Source organism: Streptomyces sp. NPDC001750 (assembly GCF_042892615.1).
In the GTDB taxonomy this organism is placed as follows: domain Bacteria; phylum Actinomycetota; class Actinomycetes; order Streptomycetales; family Streptomycetaceae; genus Streptomyces.
Genome location: NZ_JBIAUE010000020.1, coordinates 83,166 through 101,051, shown reverse-complemented (window position 1 = coordinate 101,051; position 17,886 = coordinate 83,166). Strand labels below are relative to the sequence as shown.

Sequence of the window (17,886 nt, the reverse complement as noted above, 5' to 3'; positions counted from 1 at the left end):
GCATCTCAGGTCAGGAAACGATCTTGACGATGAAGCCGTCGTCGAGTCCGTCGAGGATGCGGTTCTTGCCGTAGAAGCTCTTCAGGATCAGGCCGCCGGCCTGGTTGTCGGCTTTCGGAATGGGCTTGGCTGAGAAGTTGAACTTCCGGACTTCCGGGTCGTACTCGGGTTCCGCCGCTCCTTCGTAGGTACTGGCGAACGGGTACTCGTCGCACTCCTTGCCGCCAGTGGTGTAGTTGGGTCCCCAGTACCGCTTGCACTGCTTGACAGCCGCAGCGCGGTTCTTGTCATTGCGGCTCTGGCTCACCGTGCGGTGCAGCGGGTCCTTCGCGGCCTGTCCGGGCACCTTCTTCGCCGACATGTACGGCTTGGTGTCCTGTGGGACGAGAAACGCCTGACGGATGTGCGCGGCCTCGGCCTGCTCCTCCGCGCCCTTCTTCGCGCTCAGGGTGAGCGCGGTGAGGTAGCTGAAGGTAGCCGCGCCCTTCTTCTCCGGCTTGCCGCCACCGGTCGAATTGGCCAGGTACGACGCCGACTCCCAGCGGGGGGCGAGCATGAACAGCTTGCCGCCCAGCGCCCCTTGCAGTGTCCACCCTGGCGGAGGCGTGTAGCTGATGGCCGGCTCGTAGACCGCGAAGAGCAGGTCCAGGTTCTTCTTGCTGCCCTGCCCGGGCTTGGCGGTCACCGTCTCGTTGAAGGTCCGCTGCGCCTTCAACTGGGCGAATGTCTTCGTGCCTGGCATCTTGCCGCCGCGGATGTACTTCGCGCCGGCAGGCCAGCTCTGCGGAATGTTGCCCTTGGTCGTGATCGGCATGGCTGATGCACCGGTCGTACCGGTGGTCAGGAAGTCGGTGAAGTAGTACTGGAAGTTGATGACGCGACTGTTCTTGGCGATCGTGCCCACGGCGCGGACGTTGAACATGCTCTCGCCAACCGGCTTGTTGTTCCGCATCCATGTCTGCAGGAACGACGCCCCATTGCACACCGCGAACCGCGACTTGACGAAGAACGACTTGTCGCTGCCCAGCCCCTTCTTGCACTCCTCAAACGTCATCGTCCGGGCCGGTTCCGGAGCGGCCGCCGAAGGTCCCACCGCCGGCTGTGCCGCAGAAGCGCTCTGCGCGGGAGCCGTACCAGACGGTCTGTGCGACAGCGGTGCGTACGTGGCCGCCGGGCCGACCGTTTCCAACGGCAGACGCGCCCCGGGCTCCGCTTGCGCCACCAGATCCCGCAGGCGCCGCATCCCGGAGCCGCCCTGCAGGTCCTCCAGCGACGGCTTGGCCACGCCCACCGGCAGGACGTACGACTCCACCCTCAGATCCCCCGGACCGCCTGTGCCCGCCACCGCAGGAGTTGCCGCTGACACTACAGCCAGTGCTGTTGCGGCCGTCAGCAGCCGTGTGCCGAACCGCCACCACGCTCTGTACATCAAACAACCCCCGAACATGCGTCATGCCAGGCCTCACACCTGGCACTGGTCACATCCCACCCTTCCGAACAAACGACCGAAAACAAGAAGGGCGCGCCGTTGCTGTCTTGATCACCTCGGAACCTTGTCCGAGACCATCACCAGGTCGGCGGCCGCCGGCTCCTGACCGAACCGCTCCCGACGGGCCCGCCGTGCGCGCCGCGGGCTGCCTACGGGTTCCGCCGCGATCTGTCCATCAGCAGCTGGCCGAGCATGGCGGTGGCTGGTCAGTACGAGGTTTTGCCTGACGTTCGGCGCCGGAAGAGTTGGTCGAAGGCCGCCAGGCCCAGGAGACGCCTTCCGTATCCACTTCGCTCTGCAACGTCGTTTCGCGCAAGGCAGCGCTCGGACGCGCTTCCTACGCCGCAACAGTTCCGAGCTGCAGCCGGGCGCGCTGCTCCGTCTCCCGCACTCCAAAGGGAGGGCCTGAGCGCAGGGGCCGGTTCACCCGGTAGGTGAGGGAGAGCTGACTGACGGAGGCGTGGCGGACGTCCTTGCCCTCGGGGTCGCCAGTACACCGACGAGGTCGAGCGCGTACGCCTGCTGTACTGGGTGACGGCTTTGCGCACCGTGGTCGTCGTCGCGTACATCGAGGTCTGAAGTGCGGTCGATCGCCCAAGAGCTCTCCGGTCACCGCGACATCAAGGAACTCCGCGTGGTGGTGGAGTGCCCCGCCAAGGCCGCCGTGCTCCGCGAGGGCCCGGCACAGGAGTCCGGGCCCGGCGCGGCCTGGCTCGCCTACCTGTGCCCCATGCACACCGCGGACCTGGGCGGGTGGCCCGGTGCCGCGGACCACCCGGACACCGGCACGATGCCGTGCGGCACCATGCTCGACTACCGCCCGCCCGAAGCACAGCTCCAGTCGCACGCCGACCTGTGGCTGACACCCCTGGCCGGCATCGACCCGAAGAAGTACGGCGGCGTGTGGTCCGACGTCCTGGACCAGGCCGACCGCGTACTGCTCGCCCAGGTCGAAGAGGCTGCCGCCGCCAGCGCGGACAGCCCGCTGCAGAGCATGCTGGCGGTCATGGACCTGGCCCGGCGCTCCGCAGCCGAAGGCGATCTCAGGGGGGGCGGCAACGGCCCTCGGGTACTGCGAGACCCTCGCCTCACGCTTGTAGCCGCTGTTCGTGCTCCTGGCCGTGCGGGCGGGGCAGGGCAGGGACGACGAGGCGCGACAGCAACCCGACCACGCGGGGTCGTTCTCTGCGCACCCCACCAGGGACCGCGTGGAGGCATCCAGCCCCGGTACGACGGCGCCCTCGGTGAGCACAGGCTCGACGCGCTTGGCCAGTACCTTGCCCAGCGCCACGCCCCACTGGCCGAAGGAGTCGATACAACCGGGCCGAGAACCCAGACCGCCGATTTCGGCCGCATGGTAAGCGGGTCGGGGTTGGCCGCGTGCAGTTTCTCTTCGACGGGGCTCAGGCCGCCGCTTGTGCGGCGGCGGCCCGGCTGTTCTTGCGTTCCTAGAGCTGGCGCCATTGGGTGCCGACCTGGTCGGTCTGGCGGATGACTTGCTCGTCAGCCATCGGGGCAGGCCATGCCTGAAGCAGGTACGCCTCGACCGGGTCGTCGTCCGGGCCGAGGCTGTCCTCGGCCCGCCCGGCATCGCGGCCGCGGGCGTGGACACGCATGCGGTAGCTTCCCGGGCCGGCGGAGGCGAGGTCCGGCAGATCCTCCACCTCGCCGTCCTCCCACGAGGTGACCAGGGCCGAGCCGGTACTGGAGGTGAAGGACGTCTCCACCACCTCGTCCCAGTCCCCCTCAAGCGGCGGCTCGGACTGGTGTGTGGTGACGGTGACCTCAACCGGACCGACGGTCAGCCCCGTCAGGATGCCGGCCCCGTCCTCCGCCACAGCGACCAGCCCGTTGCCCGCATCGGAGATGTCCGGTGCCTGATCGGTGCCCAGTTCGGGGTCGACGACGTAGAACTGACGGGCATACACCCACACACGGGCGACCCCGCGTCCTTCCGGCATACCGGGTTCCTCCTCGGTGTCAGGAGATGGCGACCCAGAAGGCGTCACCGTTCAGGATCCTATTGTCCTTGTACGCCTTGAGCAGGTACTTGGATCCCCCGGCCGTGCTGTTGTGCTTCTCGTTTGACCCGCCGTCCGGACAGCTGCGCCAAGTCGCGAGCGCCAGGATCACGAACACAGAGTGGTCGGGCCCTCCGCTACTCGCATCACATGTGCGTGCCCGCCCAAGGCGGTTCCGCCGCAGGCCCGACTGGAGTAGCCGGCCGGGTGTTGGTCTGCTGTTGTCCGTACCGTCGGGCGTGAGTGCCCTGACAGGACGGCGCTCTGGTTGGCCCTACGGTCACTTCGCACGCCCCGCAGGGCCAACCTCGTTGCCCTCAGCCACCGCCGCGGAGGTTGCCGCAGTCGCCGTTGGCGTCGCCAGGCCGGAATCACAGCCACCGTTCGCCGCCCGCCGCATGCCGTCCGTTTGTCGGCTGGGCTCGGCCGGTATGCGGTACAGTTGATCTTGACGGTTCGCCACAACTTACGGCAGCTGACGTTGCGTTGGTGGTCCAAGGAAAGACGCCCCGCTTCCTGCGGGGAAATGCAGGTGCAAGGCCTGCCCAGCGCTCGCACACGAAGCCCTTCCCTCCACCGTGGGAAGGGCTTCGTCATGTTCCCCCGCACACCCTGGAGGAGTAGCCGGCGGTCTTCCGCCCGATGACGGCTGGCGCGATCGACACGTCCGGGCGGCAACCGGCATCGCGGGGTGCATTGAGAACCGCAGGTCAGCCGTGTGTTCCTCGCCTGCGCCCCCAGCCGGGGAAGGACTCTGATCGACCGACGGCTTTACCTCCCCGAACATCTCCTGGTTCAGTGATCCCGGACGTCGCACCGCGGCCGGAACCCACTGACACCGTACGGGCTGACATCGCGACCACACTCATGAAGTTGGCCCAAGACGCAGGCAATGTGCCCTACTGCGCGACGCCGAGTTCGAGAAATGATGGGACTCCGCATGCGGTCGGACCGGCAATTTCATGTGGTCGGTGGCGGGTCGGTCTGGGTGAGGCATATTCCGTAGCCGAGAGACCTCACGGGCTCGGGTTGTGGCGGGCCGTATCCCTGACTGTTTTCCTGTAGTAGCACGGTCAGCAGTGGGCTGTTGACCGTCTCGTTGCTGAGTGTCGCCCCTGTGTGCTCGGACACAGCCCGCAGCACGGGGGGCCAGCCGGGGAATTCCTCTGCGGCTTCGCTTCGCCGGAGTTCGACAGCGTCCCACCACGGGCGAGGTGGTTCGGGCCGGGTGCTGGGCATGCCCGGCTCGAATCGTTCTGCCAGATGCCCGTCACGCCAGAACTGGAACGCCTGACGGCCGCGGGCGTCCTGCTGAAGGCTGAGTGTTTCGGTGCCCTGGGAGAGCCGGGTCAGCAGAGTGGTCATGGAGCCGAGCCAGCCCCACTCCTCAAGGCAGAACGACCAGTTGCCGATCGCTCCGACGCGCAGGACCGTTGCCGCGAGTCCTTCGTGGCCGATTCGCTGGCCGAGTCGGTAGGCTTCCTGCGGGTCCAGCAGTCGTGCCTCCTCGGGCCGGGCGCCGTACCGGGTGAGCAGCCCTGACGGGGCCAGGCCGTTGGTGAACGTCAGGCACCACATGATTTCGTGGTCAGCCCAGGACGTCGACGACCGGGGATCGGTGTGATCGCTTTGCACTGTGGTGTCTCCTAGCTGGGCGTCTGCACCGGGCCGGGCAGTTGTCCGGCCCGGTGCAGACGATGCTTTTGGGGTCAGGGGGTGAACTCCAAGCCGAACGTGGGTGCGCAGGCCGTCGTCTTCTACAGCACAGGCACCAGTGATGCGGTGTCACCCGTGAGAGCGGATCAGGCCGGTGCTGAAGAAACCCGGGGCGTGGCCACCCGTCGGTAGGCGCAGGGAACCAATCCACGACCACCTGCAGGGGGACCTACATCACCCCGCCTTTCTTCACTTTGTACAGTTCGAGATCTCTGTTCACGAACAGCTGTACGTAGCCGCAGTCCCAACAGATCAGCCCGGTCGCCGACTCGTTCGCCCAGCCGAAGTTCAGGAACTCCATGCCGGTGCTGTTGAGTTTCACCTCACGGTCCCGAAACAGATCGCCTTGGCAGAAGCGGCACTTGATCCACACGCCCCCGAGAGCCGCACGCACAGGCTTGGCCACGCCCCCACCCCTTCTTCCCAGAGCAACCGGAGTGGCGCAACCGCCGCGCACACCCCGCGCGTTGATCAGCATAGTCAGGGCCCTCGAACCGGGCCGTGAGCGGGAGGGACCCCGGGCGGCGTGCGGCCAGGACCCGGGACGCGAGAACTCCCACGGCACGCCGGACGTCCTCCAGCGCTTCCCACAGCCCAGCCGTCACCTCACGGCCCGTGCCGCGCTCAGCGGCGGCAGCACCGGTCCGGCGACGTCCTGGTCGCGCTTACCCATACCTCCAGTGTGCGCCGCACCAGTGTGGCGGCTATTCCCCGGCGAGGCCCTGACGGGCAGCGTCGATCGCGTCCTCCAGGGGGTCCCGCACGGCCACCGGGGCGAACTCACGGGCCGGAACAGGGACCGAAACGGGCGCAGCAGGGACCGAAACCGGGGCCGGAAAGGTCCGGTCCAGGGTCTGTTCCCGCCGGGCAGCTGCCAGGCGGGCGCAGACGGTTGCGGGCTCGTCTCCGGTGACGGTGGCGATCTGATCGATGCTCAGCAGCAGTTTGTGGTGCAGGAGGTGGGTGTCCTCGACGGCGGTGGAGGTGCGGCCGCTGCGGCGTGCGACGGTCTGGGTAAAGCGCTGCCATGCCCAGGCCGAGGGGCGCCGTTCGGCAACCACGGAGGTCCAGGTGCTGGCCACGGTCTCGAAGAGCTTCGATGTGGCTATCTGGGCCTCCTCCGAAGGAAGGTGGGCGGCGGCGTAGGCATGGTAGGCGCGTCGGTGGAGGTCGTAGAACGCGTAGTAGGCGTTTGTGAGGACGGCGAGCGAGGGCTTCATGGTCAGCGTTTCCTGGTTCTGCCGTTCCCGGTCAGCCGAAGGCCTCTGCGGGGAGGCTGCTGCCAGGCCCATGGGCGGACGTGGCGTTGCGCCACAGGGGCAGGGCGATCTCGGGCCTGCTCAGCAGGGCGGTCGCGAGCCGGTGGTACACACCCCATTCCGGCACCCCGGGGCCGTGGAAGGCCCGCCGGAGTTCCTCGATGGTGATGCTGCGCTGGGTAGAGCTGAGGATCCGGTCCTCGCGGGGGGAGCCTGCGGCGTAGTTCAGGGCCTGGAAGTAGGTGCGCAGGGTGTGCACTGGGTCGGCGGTGCTGACGGGCTCGTCGGCGGCGATCTTCCAGAGCAGTGTGGCGAACTCGGTCTCGGTGACGTCGCCGCACTGCCCGGCGATCAGCTCCACGTACAAGAGGGTGGCGGACCGCTCGCCGGAAAGGATGCGCGAGAGGTAGGAGCGGTGGATGTTCATGTGCTTGGCCAGCTCCTGCTGCGGAATTCCGGACCGTTTCCACATGAGGGTGAGCGCACAGGCCAGGCGCTGGTGGGGGTCTCGCAGCGAGGCCTTCTTGGGCATGGCCCGTTTGGCGGCGCGCTGTGAGCCGAATGCCAGTGCGGGGCGTTTACGGGTGGCGAGATCGCGGTCGACGGATCGCGGCGGGTACTTCCTGCGTAACCGGTCCGCGCTGACCTTCAGCACGGGCTCGAGGTCGGTGAGCGGTTCGCCCCGAGACCGCTGGCGCACGACGAGCGCGGCGGTCGTGTCCTCCATGAGGTGGGTGAGCTGGACTGTGCATTCAAGGAGGTCGGTGGTGGGCGCGTTGGGGTCGGAGGCGCGTGCGGCGAGTGTCTCGGCGATCCGGACGGCGTCTACGGCCATGCCACGTACCGCGGTACTGCAGCGGGCGGCGCGCTCGGTGTCGGCGGCCGGCTGCCTGGGAATGGGGGGCGGTTTGTGCGAACTGGTGGGCACTGCGAACTCTTTCGTGGGTGTTTGAACGGGTATCTGGACCGGTTCTGTCGTCGGGCTCTGCGTGGCCTGGACTTCGGCCGTGGCGAAAGGAGCAGCCGCGGCCGAGCCTTGTTTCAGGTCAGCGTCGACGCACCCACTGGCGGACCAGGGAAGATCCGTGAGCGGCTGTCAGGAGAAGCATCAGGGCGGGCAGTACCTCGGGCGTGAGAATGCCCGGGATCACGAGCAGCGGCAGAGAAATCGCCACGACGGGCATGCTTCCGCGCATGGTGACAGAGGTGACAACCTCGCACGAGGTTTCAACCATGCGCGGGGCAGAAATGATAGGTTCGCGGCTCGTTTCCCCTGCAAGCGCGTGAGCGGGAAGACGGGTTCGGCGTCGGTTGGCCATGGAGGGGCGTCCTTTCAGGGTTCGGCTGAACGTTGAGACAGCGACAAGAGACCCCGGCGCCCCGGCTACCAACCTGCGGCCGGGGTCTTTGTCTGCCCCGACGGAGAGTCGGGGAAAACGCAACCTACTACCTCGGCTCATGGTTGGTGCCGCAATGTAGTGGTCAATGGGTGCGTGCACCCACCCCGCCCACCACGGTCAAACAGTCACGTAACTGACCAGTAAGGCCTAAAAGCCGACCAAAATCAGTCGGATGAAACGGACAACGGTAGCGAAGAGCTCGAATCCACTGGAGCGGAGTGCCCCCGCGCAATGTCGCGCCACCCCCACTCCCCCCGGCCGCGCCCGGACGGTTTCCACGGAACTTGGCACCAACCGCATAGCTCGAACGGGTGAACGGCCGTACCCGCGACCGGCGAACCGGGTACCGATGCCCAGCGGCGTCGCAGTCCTCGCCCCGGCGAAGCCACTGCAAACGCCTATATGACGATGCGTCAGCCTCCGTTGTTGCTCTCTGAAGTCATGAGGCTGTATCAGCCCTCGACTTCGGAGCACCGCCGTGAAAGCACGCCGCCTCGCACCCATCGCCGCCATCTTCCTCGCGGCTTCGCTTGCCGCCTGCAACCCAAGCTCGGCGAAGAGCGAGACCGATTCGAAGCCGTCAGCCCCCGCCGCCGCGGCCAGTGCTCCCGGCGCCCCGGCCGATGGAGCCTCTGCTGCCCCGGGCGCCCCTGCCAGCGGCAGCGACCTGTCCCTCGTGGAGGCAATCGCACAGATCCCGGCCGCGGACGAGAGCCGGACCGGCTACAAGCGCGTTCCGTACACGGCCATGCACGTTCACGTGTACGCCGACAGCGCGGGAAGACGTGTGGTGCTGCGCCTGCAGGTCCGCAGGTTCATCTGCGCGGACACCTCCTGTGGACGGCAGACCTTCGTTGAGCAGATCCCGGGACTGACCTGCCGTCACGCTCAGCGGACTGACCGGCTGCGTTCGACCTTGGCCGAGGTGGGTCTTGCGTTGGCCGGCCGTCGCGGTGGTGGAGCGGCTGCTCAGCCTGCAGTGGCGCATCTGCGGGACCTGGAGCTGAATGCCCTCGGCGTTGAGGTGTCGCCGGTGTTGATCGGTCTGGCCCGTGAAGTCCGGGCCTGCGATTCGAGCCCGATCCATAGACGCGTGTCTACTGCTTGAGGGTAATAAATGAGCCATTCTCGAATGATTTGACGATGCGCGCATGATTTAGACTTATCCGGGTAACTGTTCACCTTTTCATTACGAAATGATCAAGATCCTTTGAGGCTCCGCAATTTTGTGCCTGCATGTCAGGATTTTTAATCAATCCATCCTCAGTAACTTCACAGGCACATCACATCTGTGGTGTAAATGCACTCAAGAAGCTGAGGGATGATGAAGAGTCATATACGTGCGCCGGAGGCGCGTGGTCGGATCTGGTCGGGGAGGAGCCTGCGTTACATAGCAGGCAGTCTTGCCGTTGCCTTGTCCGTCACCCTTCTTGACGGTGTGAGTCCTGCGGCTGCAGCCCCGTCTCAATCTGTTGCCGCACCGGAGAAGCCAACGGTCACGCAGGCGGCGGACATTGCTTCGGCGCGTGTGGCGGCGCGGTTGTCGGGCCAGCGGGTCGAGGCGCTGTCGGAGCGGACGGAGACGTCGACGACCTGGGTGAACAAGGACGGGTCGCTCACGACGGAGCTGTCCGCTGGCCCGGTCCGGTTCCAGGATCGGGCCTCGGGCAACTGGCGTGATGTGGATGTCGAGCTGGCCGCCGAGGCGGATGGCTCGGTCGTGTCCAAGGCTCACCCGCGTGGGCTGAGGCTCGCGGGCAAGTCCGGTACCCGGGCCGCTTCGCTGCGCGCCGCCCAGTCCGCCCCTGCCACGGACCTGGTCACCCTGGGCAGTGGCGATGAGGCGATCACTCTGCAGTGGCGTGGCGGTCTGCCGGCTCCGAAGCTGGACGGCACCCGCGCCACGTACGAGAACGCCGTTCCGGGGGCGGATGTGGTCGTGGAGGCCACACGTACCGGTTTCGAGCAGTTCGTCGAGGTCAACACCAGACCCGAGGCCGGCTTCTCCTACACGCTGCCGCTGCTGACCAAGGGCCTGAAGGTCCGGCAACAGGCGGACGGCAGCATTCTCTTCACGGACAAGAAGTCCAAGAAGAGCGCTGTGATGCCTGCCCCGGTCATGTGGGACGCCACCATCGACAAGCGCTCCGGGGAGCACACGAACCGTGCCAGGGTCGGTCTGAAGGTCGTCAAGACCAAGGGCGGCGTCGACCTGGTCATCACCCCGGACGCCGACTTCCTCGCCGCCCCGGACACCGCCTACCCGGTCACCATCGATCCGTCCACCTCATCACTGGGCAACGTCTTCGACACGTATGTGCAGCAGGGCGAGACCGTCGACTTGTCCACCGACAAGGAACTGGACTGGGGCAACCCCGGAACGAAGAACGCCAACGGCACTCCGCGTACCGCGGAGTCCTTCATCTCCTGGAACACCACTCCCATCCAGGACGCGCTGGTCCTCAGCGCGAAGCTGAGCCTGTGGAACTTCCACTCGGCCAACGCACCGGACTGCAAGCTCTTCCCGTGGGAGGTCCATGCGACCGCAGCGGCGTCCACGGCCAGCCGGTGGACGAACCGTCCCGCGATGACGGCGCTGAGGGCCACTTCCACCGAGACGCGTGGCAACACCGGCTGTGCCTCTCAGCCCGCCGGATGGATCAACGCCGACGTGACGACGCTCACGCAGGAGTGGGCCTCGGCCAAGGCCACCCGCGGTCACATGGGCATCCGCGCCGCCAGCGAGTCCGTTGTCGCTCAGTGGAAGCGGGTCAACTCCGCGAACGCGGCCTCCAACCCGCCGAAGCTGGTCGTCAACTACAACTACCGGCCGCGTACCGGCACCAAGCAGGAGGCGGGCCCGCCGTACTTCTCCTACGGCGGCGCCTACATGGTCAACACGCTCACGCCGACCCTGCGCGACACCTTCATCGACCCCAACGGCGACAAGGTCAACGGCACCTTCCAGATCTTCGACAACGCCACCAACACCCAGGTCGGCGATGTTCTCGTTTCGAAGTTCGTGCCCTCCGGGCAGGTGGCCTCGGTCACCGTCCCCGCCGGGAAACTGACCGACGGCAAGACGTACAAATTCCGCACGTCACCGTACGACGGCACGCACTACAACACGGGCTGGTCGGCATGGAAGACGTTCACCGTCGACACCAAGGCCCCGTCCGCCCCGACCAAGATCACGTCCACGGACTATCCGTCGGACAAGTGGGTCAAGGGCGCCAGCCAGGCAGGCACGTTCACCGTCACCCCGCCGGGCACGGACCACAACTGGCTTGAGTGGTCGCTGGACGGGGTGACCTGGACCAAGGTCGCGACTGGTGGTGCCACTGCCGACAAGGCCATCAGCGTCGCCCCGCCGAAGGACGGCACCCACATGTTGCAGGTGCGGGCTGTCGACAAGGCCGACAACAAGTCCGAGGCGATCGAGTACACCTTCCACGCCGGTCCCGGAGGCTTCGTCCAGCCGAGCGAAGGCGAGCGCACCGCGCGCCGCCTGCCGCTGGTCGCCGAGGCCGACGGATCGAAGTACGACAAGGTGTCCTTCTCCTGGCGCCGCTCCGAGGCCGACCCCTGGGTACAGATCCCCGCGGGCCAGGTGACTTCGGGTGGTACCGCGCTGACCGCGTGGCCGGTGCCGATGACGGGTGGCAAGAACGCGCCGCTGGTCTGGAACGCCACCGACACCGTCGACCCCGACGGAACGGTCCAGATCAAGGCCGACTTCACCGGACCCGGCGGCACCGGTGCCACGGAGCCGCTGTCCGTCGTCGTCGACCGTAACGCCTCCGGAGCGGCGTCCAGCGAGGTCGGTCCGGGGTCGGTGAACCTCCTCACCGGTGACTACACCCTGTCCGCCGACGACGCATCCGCCTTCGGGCTGTCGGTGTCCCGCACGGCCTCCTCCCGCGCCCCGGACAAGGGCGCCAAGCAGGAGGGCCAGGCCCCGATCTTCGGCAAGGAATGGGTCCCGGGCACAGCGGCCGAGGAAGCGGAGTCGGACTACTCCCACGTCCGCCGGATCACGGACACCGCCGTGGCGATCGTGGACTCCGAAGGCGACGAGACACACTTCACCGCCAACAGCGGCAAGACGGGCTGGATCCCGGAGACCGGTGCCGAGGACCTGACCCTCACCGGCAGCGTGACCGGTTCGTTCACGCTCACCGACACCGAGGGCACGGTCACCCAGTTCACCAAGCCCACCGGGGCCACCACCTGGCAGGTCTCCAGCGTGCTGCTGGACGGCCTCACCAACAGCACCACCACCGTCGTCTCCGAGACGGTGACCGTGGACAGCAAGAAGCTCGCCCGCCCCAAGCGGGTCATCGCACCGACCTCCGCAGCCTCCGCCGCCACCTGTACGGCGACCCCGGCCACCGCCGGGTGCCGGGCCCTGGAGTACGTCTACGCGACCACCACCACCGCCACCGCCGACACGTTCGGCGACTACACCGACCAGGTCAGCTCGATCCGCATGTGGTCGACCGAACCCGGCGCCACCGCCGCCTCGTACAAGACCATCCAGGCCTACCGCTACGACAACACGGGCCGACTCCGCGAGGCGTGGAACCCGCTCATCTCCCCGGCGCTGAAGACCGAGTACCGCTACGACGCGGCCGGCCGCATCACCAGCCTGACACCTCCCGGCGAACTGCCCTGGACCTTCACCTACGGCAAGGCAGGCAACGCCGCCACCGCCGGTGACGGCATGCTCCTCAAGGCATCCCGCGCGGGCCTGAAACAGGGCACCAAGGATGTCGAGGAAGGCACCGCCACCACCTCGGTGGTCTACGACGTGCCGCTGACCGGCACCACGGCCCCGTACAAGATGGGCGTCGCAGACGTAAAGGCATGGGGCCAGACGGACGCCCCGACCGACGCGACCGCCATCTTCCCCGCCGACGCCGTCCCGCCCTCGAACGCCGGAAGCGGCCTGACCGCAAGCTCCTACGCCCGCGCCACGCTCACGTACCTGGGTGTATCTGGACGTTCGGTCAACAGCGTCACCCCCGGCGGGCACGTCACCACCACCGAGTACGACCGCTTCGGCAACACGGTACGCGAGCTGTCCGCCGCCAACCGCGCCGTCGCCCTCGGCACCGCCGCCGACGACAAAGCCACCCAGGCCGACCTCGGCATCGCGCAGCTCCCCAGCACGGAGCGGGCGAACCTGCTGGCCACCACCTCTGTCTACAACGAGACCGGCACACGGGAGCTGGAGGAATTTGGTCCGCTGCACCGCATCGACCTGGCCGCCGACCTGAAGTCAGGGACCACGACTTTGGTCACGGCTGGCACCTCGGTCACCGCCCGTTCCTGGACGGTCAACGAGTACGACGCGGGTCGTCCGACGGACGGTACGGCCAAGGTCAAGGACCAGGTCACCAAGGTCACCACGGGCGCTCAGGTGCGTGAGCACCCGACCGTCCCCGGCGACACCCGAGTCGTGCAGACCGTCTACGACTGGGCCAAGGGCCTGCCCACCCAGACGATCAAGGACCCGGGCGGCCTCAAGATCACCGAGACCACCGAGTACGACGCCCAGGGCCGCGTCACCAAGCAACTCCTGCCCGGCGCCACCGGCACCGACGCCGCGACCCGGGTGACCACCTACTGGTCCGCCCCCGGCACCGGCACCTGCCAGGGCCGCCCCGAATGGGCCGACCAGGTCTGCTCCACGGGACCGGCCGGTGCCATCACCGGCGGCGGCACCAACCCGTCACAGCTGCCGACCAGCACCACCGAATACGACTGGTGGGGCAACACCACCAAGGTCACCGACACCGCGAACGGCACCACCCGGACCACCACGACCACCTACGACAACGCCGGCCGCCAGACCAAGACCGCCATCACGGGCGGCCTCGGGCAGGCAGTCCCCGAGTCGACCACCGAGTACGACCCCGCTACGGGCCGTGAAGTCAAGGTGACTTCCCCAACCGGCGGCACCATCACCAAGGCGTTCGACAAACTCGGCCGGCAGATCTCCTACACGGACGCCGACAACGGCGTGACGACCACCGAGTACGACCTGCTCAACCGGCAGGTCAAGGTCACCGACAGCGTCCCCTCGACCGTCACCTACACCTACGATCACGCCGTCGAGCCGCGGGGCCTGGCCACCAAGACCACCGACTCCATCGCAGGCTCCTTCTCCGCCGCCTACGACGCCGACGGCTCCGTCAGCAGCGAAAAGCTGCCGGGCGGCTACACGCTCAAGCAGACCGAGGACACCACCGGATCGGCTGCCGACCGCACCTACACCCGCGACAGCGACGGTGCGATCGTCTACTCCGACACAGTGACCGAGTCGATCCACAGCCAGGTCACCAACCACGCGGGCTGGGCGGACCAGACCTACCGCTACGACAACGTCGGGCGGCTCACCACCGTCGAAGACACATCCGAGACGGTATGCACCCGCCGGGCGTACGCCTTCGACACACGCACCAACCGCAAATCGCTCACCACGACGACAGCCGCACCCGGCCTCGACTGCGCCACTACCGGAGGCACTACCACCAACCACGCCTACGACAGCGCCGACCGGCTCGTTGACACCGGCTACACCTACGACGCCTTCGGCCGCACCACCGCCCTGCCCGGCAGCACCATCGGCTACTACACCAACGACCTCGCCCACCAGCAGACCGCGGACGGCAAGCGCCAGACCTGGCAACTCGACGCCAACCTCCGCTTCCGCTCCTGGAAAACCGAAACCGGCAGCGGCACCACCTGGACCCAGACCAGCTCCAAGCTCAACCACTACGACAGCGACAGCGACAACCCCCGCTGGATCACCGAGGACACCGCCACCGGCACCCTGACCCGAAACATCGAATCCGCCTCCGGAGACCTCGCCGCCACCACCACCAAAACCGGCGACACCGTCCTCCAGCTCACCACCATCCACGGCGACGTCGCCCTCCAGCTCCCGTTGGACACCAGTAAGGCCCCCATCGCGCTGGACTCGGACGAGTACGGCAACACCCGTCCCGGCCAGGCAGCCACCCGCTACAACTGGCTCGGCGCCAAGCAGCGCTCTGCCGAAACCCTCACCGGCCTCACCCTCATGGGCGTGCGCCTCTACAACCCCACCACCGGCCGTTTCCTTTCCATGGACCCGGTCTACGGCGGCAACGCCAACGCCTACGACTACGTCCGCGCCGACCCGCTCAACCGCTACGACCTCGACGGTAAGTGGGGCTGGTTCAAGAAGAAGTGGAAGCGGTTCAAGCGCAGTGGCGTCGGCCGATGGGTCAAACGGCACCGAGTGGGCCTGGCCGCAGGAGCCGCTGGAATCGGCTGCGGCCTGATATCCATGGGAATCGCTGGCACCGCCTGCGCCGCAGCCGCTGGAATGCTGGCCGCTGGAGCTGCCAAGAAGTTGGGCAACCGGAGAGCGTCCTGGGGATCCGTGGGCCGCGCAGCCCTGTACGGCGGAGGAATAGCTTCACTTGGCTGGGGACTCAGCGCAGGCGCCCGCTATGGTGCCGGCCGGGCAGCAGTTCGATGGGCCCCACGCGGCGGTCGCCACGCCAAGCGCTTCTACAACCACAGGAGATCCCGGTCATGGCGCTGGTGACGCGTACCTGAAGAATCCGAAAAACGCTCCCCGGGGCTGGTCGCACAACCTGAACGACCAGCCCCGGGTCGGGAGGAATTGTGGCAAACAAAGCAAAGCAAACTTCACGAGCGATGTTCTGGGCCGGGGCACTCGTCTTCGCGCTAGGGATCGCCGCATCTCTGCTCTACGGACACATGGACGGCGAGCGGCTCTTCTTCTGCTCGACGATCATCCTCGGATTCGGCTGGGTGGTCGAAAGGACATCAAACGGCTGAACAGCACACCCGCCTCAGCGACAGTGCCGTCCTGTTAGCGAGCAACCAAACGGAACTGTGGAAACGAGGACCGTTACCGCTCGATAACGACAGCCCTGAGCACAGGGAAGCCGGGTGCAGCTAACCCGTCGCAGGCGCTACCGGCCGTAAGCCTGGCCGGTAGCGCCGTCCGCGTTCCGCTTGCGGGATACGAATGCTTGTCCGCGGTGAGGCGGAGCCAGGGCCCCGGTCTTCCTTGGGCGTAGGGACCGCAGTAAGGAAGCTGAGGGCGTCAACCTCGCTGACCGCCGACGCTGCGGAGGCGGTTCTGGCGGCGCCGTTCCGACAGAGCAGTCAAGCCGAAAATCAAGCCCATGACGAGCCCTGCGCTCAGGGGCAGCAAGAGATCGCCAAGGAACTCGTGAGTTTGGCTCAAGGCCATACAAAAAAGGGTGAAGGGTAGGCTCACACACAAAGCCACGAGAAGGGGGTGCCGGGCACCCCACCGCTGCAACCGTGTAGGAGGCTGCTCGCCGCCAAGAGCGCGATCGACGTCCCTGAAGCCGTTCAGTACTGCCCGACGCATACTTGCCATGGTCGCGATCATAAGGCGGCCCGCAGGCATCGATACCAGGGGCTGCCGCCTCGGGGAAGATCCCGCGGCTGAAGCCGCTTGGCGGCGCTGTCACGTTGGCTGACGGGGTGGGATGATCTTCGGGTTGATCACGGTGGAGGGGGTTGTCCGTGGGTAGTACGCCGCCGTCGTACAAGGGGCACCGGTACCCGGTCGAGGTGATCTCCCACTGCGTGTGGCTGTACTTCCGCTTCCCGTTGTCATTCCGTGAGGTGGAGGAGCTGATGCTGCAGCGCGGCGTCATTGCGTCCTACGAGACGATCCGCCGGTGGTGTCTGAAGTTCGGTCAGTCCTTGTCGGATGCTCCGAGAGTCCAGCCGCTGATCGCGGAGATCGGGCCGCGCCAGGTCGGCAGGGTGTGGGTGGTGCGGCCGGAGCGGTAGGTCACATCCTGCAGGTGGAGGAAGCGCTGGTCGGTCTCGCGGGGGCGCCGGCGTTTCTCGGCGGCCTCGTCCAGGTGCCCGACCGCGTGGCGTGCGACCCTGCGAAGGGTGTCGTCGTAGTCGCCGAGCTGGCGGAGGTGGAGGCGTTCCCAGGTGTCGGTGGAGGCCAGGGTGCCGGTCACCAGTGCGCCGCCCAGGGCCAGGGTCAGCACGATGTCGTCGGCCTCGATGTCCTCGTGCTCCGCGCCCAGGCGCAGGATCTCCAGGTGCGGGTCGATCCGGGTCTCCGGCTGGAGCAGCATCCGCAGGGCCGGCTGGACCGCGTCTTTCCACGACATGTACTGCTCCCTTTCCTGAACCCGGACGTCCTGCTCGGCTTGTGCCTCTGGCTATGCGTCAGCCGTCTTCTCGACCGTCGTCGTGAACAGCGCTTCGGCTGTCGGGGGTGTCGGGGCCCAGGGGCCGGTGACCCGCCAGCCGTCCCGCTCCAGGGCCCGGGTGGCGGCATCGGGGTCGAACGGGGCGTCGGTGCCGGTGCAGTAGCCGAGCGGGCCCTGGATGGGGTCGTCGATGTAGACGTGCCAGTCGGCGTCGTACTCGGCCCGCGCGGTCAACGCCGTGGCGGGCGCGATGAGGTGGTCGTACGTCATGCCTTCACCGTAGGGGCGAGGGAGGGGCCGACGGCGGGCCTTTCGGATTCTGGTCCGCCAACCCCCTGAAAACACGTGACGGGCATCGGTCGCTGCCCCTGACGCTTCGAGCTCCTCCCTCTTCACGCGGTCCTGCCCAACGGCGCCGGCTGCGGAACCGAGGCCACCACCACCGCTCCGGCGTCCATTGCCGCGCGCTCCGCACAAGCCCGGCGCAGAGCCGCCGCGTGGGAGGTGTCGGCCTGGCGGCGCCGCTGGAGGCGGACCTGCTCAATCGGGGCCGGTGCGCCGTCCGACGCGGGCGGCTCGGGGAACGCGCGACGGCTGAGCTCGCGCAGCGCGGCGGTCTGCCGTTCCACCGCTGCCTGATGTCCAGGTCCGTCCGGGAGGGGCGGGCGGTTTGCCGGTGCGCCGACGACCAGGCCGTGCCCGTCGGCGAGGACACCGTGCGGCCGGACGCCAGCATCTGACTCTCCATCATGGCGGGCTACTGGCTCT

The 17,886-nt window shown here is 67.4% G+C and carries 14 protein-coding genes and 3 pseudogenes; 5 read left to right on the top strand and 12 right to left on the bottom strand.

Features of this window, described 5'->3' with window-relative positions; all coding sequences use genetic code 11:
• Positions 1-10 precede the first annotated feature (10 nt).
• From ACFYY6_RS27315 to ACFYY6_RS27300, 4 genes and pseudogenes are all read right to left on the bottom strand, one after another.
• Positions 11-1,291 (bottom strand): NucA/NucB deoxyribonuclease domain-containing protein, encoded by a 1,281-nt coding sequence (locus tag ACFYY6_RS27315; RefSeq protein WP_389195759.1) that lies wholly within the window; start codon positions 1,289-1,291, stop codon positions 11-13.
• Positions 1,292-2,684: 1,393 nt separating this feature from the next.
• Positions 2,685-2,804 (bottom strand): annotated as a pseudogene (locus tag ACFYY6_RS27310) (hypothetical protein); the annotation flags it as partial.
• Between the two features lie 133 nt (positions 2,805-2,937).
• Positions 2,938-3,450: a hypothetical protein gene (locus ACFYY6_RS27305; RefSeq protein WP_389195756.1), complete on the bottom strand. Its 513-nt coding sequence runs from the start codon at positions 3,448-3,450 to the stop codon at positions 2,938-2,940.
• 19 nt (positions 3,451-3,469) lie between these two features.
• Positions 3,470-3,622, bottom strand: a complete 153-nt coding sequence (locus ACFYY6_RS27300; RefSeq protein WP_389195754.1) for a hypothetical protein — start codon at positions 3,620-3,622, stop codon at positions 3,470-3,472.
• 529 nt (positions 3,623-4,151) lie between these two features.
• On the opposite strand from ACFYY6_RS27300, the pseudogene ACFYY6_RS27295 reads away from it, so the two are divergent.
• A pseudogene (locus tag ACFYY6_RS27295) lies at positions 4,152-4,291 on the top strand (IS701 family transposase); the annotation flags it as partial.
• Positions 4,292-4,470: 179 nt separating this feature from the next.
• On the opposite strand, the gene ACFYY6_RS27290 reads toward ACFYY6_RS27295, so the two are convergent.
• The 5 genes from ACFYY6_RS27290 to ACFYY6_RS27270 all read right to left on the bottom strand — a co-directional run bounded on the left by ACFYY6_RS27290 (position 4,471) and on the right by ACFYY6_RS27270 (position 7,660).
• Positions 4,471-5,088 (bottom strand): DUF6461 domain-containing protein, encoded by a 618-nt coding sequence (locus tag ACFYY6_RS27290; protein WP_389195751.1) that lies wholly within the window; start codon positions 5,086-5,088, stop codon positions 4,471-4,473.
• 307 nt (positions 5,089-5,395) lie between these two features.
• Positions 5,396-5,632, bottom strand: coding sequence for a hypothetical protein (locus ACFYY6_RS27285; protein WP_389195748.1), 237 nt, complete (start codon positions 5,630-5,632; stop codon positions 5,396-5,398).
• Positions 5,633-5,930: 298 nt separating this feature from the next.
• A complete protein-coding gene (locus ACFYY6_RS27280) occupies positions 5,931-6,446 on the bottom strand; it encodes a hypothetical protein (protein ID WP_389195744.1) in 516 nt (171 codons plus the stop codon).
• 31 nt (positions 6,447-6,477) lie between these two features.
• Positions 6,478-7,320: a helix-turn-helix domain-containing protein gene (locus ACFYY6_RS27275; protein WP_389195741.1), complete on the bottom strand. Its 843-nt coding sequence runs from the start codon at positions 7,318-7,320 to the stop codon at positions 6,478-6,480.
• A 211-nt stretch (positions 7,321-7,531) separates the two neighbouring features.
• Positions 7,532-7,660, bottom strand: coding sequence for a hypothetical protein (locus ACFYY6_RS27270; RefSeq protein WP_266501892.1), 129 nt, complete (start codon positions 7,658-7,660; stop codon positions 7,532-7,534).
• Between the two features lie 703 nt (positions 7,661-8,363).
• Between ACFYY6_RS27270 and ACFYY6_RS27265 the strand changes: the two genes are divergently transcribed.
• The 4 genes and pseudogenes from ACFYY6_RS27265 to ACFYY6_RS27250 form a co-directional block, all read left to right on the top strand.
• Positions 8,364-8,993: a hypothetical protein gene (locus ACFYY6_RS27265; protein WP_389195738.1), complete on the top strand. Its 630-nt coding sequence runs from the start codon at positions 8,364-8,366 to the stop codon at positions 8,991-8,993.
• A 306-nt stretch (positions 8,994-9,299) separates the two neighbouring features.
• Positions 9,300-15,485: an RHS repeat-associated core domain-containing protein gene (locus ACFYY6_RS27260; protein ID WP_389195735.1), complete on the top strand. Its 6,186-nt coding sequence runs from the start codon at positions 9,300-9,302 to the stop codon at positions 15,483-15,485.
• A gap of 113 nt (positions 15,486-15,598) precedes the next feature.
• Entirely contained in the window at positions 15,599-15,742 is a 144-nt protein-coding gene (locus ACFYY6_RS27255; RefSeq protein ID WP_351635537.1) for a hypothetical protein, read from the top strand.
• Positions 15,743-16,465: 723 nt separating this feature from the next.
• Positions 16,466-16,642: pseudogene (locus tag ACFYY6_RS27250) on the top strand (IS6 family transposase); the annotation flags it as partial.
• Here the strand turns inward: ACFYY6_RS27250 and ACFYY6_RS27245 are convergent.
• The 3 genes from ACFYY6_RS27245 to ACFYY6_RS27235 all read right to left on the bottom strand — a co-directional run bounded on the left by ACFYY6_RS27245 (position 16,642) and on the right by ACFYY6_RS27235 (position 17,747).
• Entirely contained in the window at positions 16,642-17,076 is a 435-nt protein-coding gene (locus tag ACFYY6_RS27245; protein ID WP_389195732.1) for a hypothetical protein, read from the bottom strand. The pseudogene ACFYY6_RS27250 and the gene ACFYY6_RS27245 overlap by 1 nt on opposite strands.
• A gap of 51 nt (positions 17,077-17,127) precedes the next feature.
• Entirely contained in the window at positions 17,128-17,388 is a 261-nt protein-coding gene (locus ACFYY6_RS27240; RefSeq protein ID WP_351635547.1) for a hypothetical protein, read from the bottom strand.
• Between the two features lie 122 nt (positions 17,389-17,510).
• Positions 17,511-17,747: a hypothetical protein gene (locus tag ACFYY6_RS27235; protein WP_389195729.1), complete on the bottom strand. Its 237-nt coding sequence runs from the start codon at positions 17,745-17,747 to the stop codon at positions 17,511-17,513.
• Positions 17,748-17,886 lie beyond the last annotated feature (139 nt).

What these genes read in the sequence shown, in the direction of transcription:
- ACFYY6_RS27305 (WP_389195756.1), bottom strand. Translation starts at nt 3,450, where the DNA reads ATGCCGGAAGGACGCGGGGTCGCCCGTGTGTGGGTGTATGCCCGTCAG.
- ACFYY6_RS27290 (WP_389195751.1), bottom strand. Translation starts at nt 5,088, where the DNA reads ATGTGGTGCCTGACGTTCACCAACGGCCTGGCCCCGTCAGGGCTGCTC.
- ACFYY6_RS27280 (WP_389195744.1), bottom strand. Translation starts at nt 6,446, where the DNA reads ATGAAGCCCTCGCTCGCCGTCCTCACAAACGCCTACTACGCGTTCTAC.
- ACFYY6_RS27275 (WP_389195741.1), bottom strand. Translation starts at nt 7,320, where the DNA reads ATGGCCGTAGACGCCGTCCGGATCGCCGAGACACTCGCCGCACGCGCC.
- ACFYY6_RS27255 (WP_351635537.1), top strand. Translation starts at nt 15,599, where the DNA reads ATGTTCTGGGCCGGGGCACTCGTCTTCGCGCTAGGGATCGCCGCATCT.
- ACFYY6_RS27245 (WP_389195732.1), bottom strand. Translation starts at nt 17,076, where the DNA reads ATGTCGTGGAAAGACGCGGTCCAGCCGGCCCTGCGGATGCTGCTCCAG.
- ACFYY6_RS27240 (WP_351635547.1), bottom strand. Translation starts at nt 17,388, where the DNA reads ATGACGTACGACCACCTCATCGCGCCCGCCACGGCGTTGACCGCGCGG.